The 435-nt window shown below is 70.6% G+C and carries 1 protein-coding gene; it reads left to right on the top strand.

Translation table 11 applies throughout. From position 1 onward, the window contains the following. Positions 1 to 37: 37 nt before the first annotated feature. Positions 38 to 435: AAA family ATPase (locus tag E2E34_RS35090; RefSeq protein WP_138905810.1), on the top strand; the 398-nt coding region annotated here is incomplete at its 3' end.

The raw sequence follows: 435 nt of genomic DNA, 5'->3' as shown, positions 1-435 counted from the left end.
GGGGCGTGCTGTCCGACCTGCGGGAAGAGGGGGGCGCATGAGGATACTGTCGCTGCGGCTGAAGAACCTCAATTCCCTGAAGGGCGAGTGGCGCATCGACTTCACCCAGGCGCCGTTCTCGGACGGCGGGCTGTTCGCGATCACCGGCCCCACGGGGGCGGGCAAGACCACGCTGCTCGATGCGATCTGCCTGGCGCTCTACCACCAGACACCGCGTATCGGCGGCGTCTCGCAAGGCGGCAATGAGCTGATGACGCGGCACACCGCCGAATGCCTGGCCGAGGTGGAGTTCGCCGTTCCGGGCGGCCGTTACCGGGCCTTCTGGAGCCAGCGGCGCGCGCGGGACCGGCCCGACGGGGCGCTGCAGCCCGCACAGGTGGAGCTGGCGGAGATCCTCACAGACGATGGCGCGGCCCGCCCGGTCACGCGCAAGGT

This window comes from Streptomyces albidochromogenes, assembly GCF_005981925.1.
In the GTDB taxonomy this organism is placed as follows: Bacteria; Actinomycetota; Actinomycetes; order Streptomycetales; family Streptomycetaceae; genus Streptomyces; species Streptomyces albidochromogenes.
The sequence above is the reverse complement of the archived record's forward strand: the minus strand, read 5'-3'. Positions and strand labels throughout refer to the sequence as shown.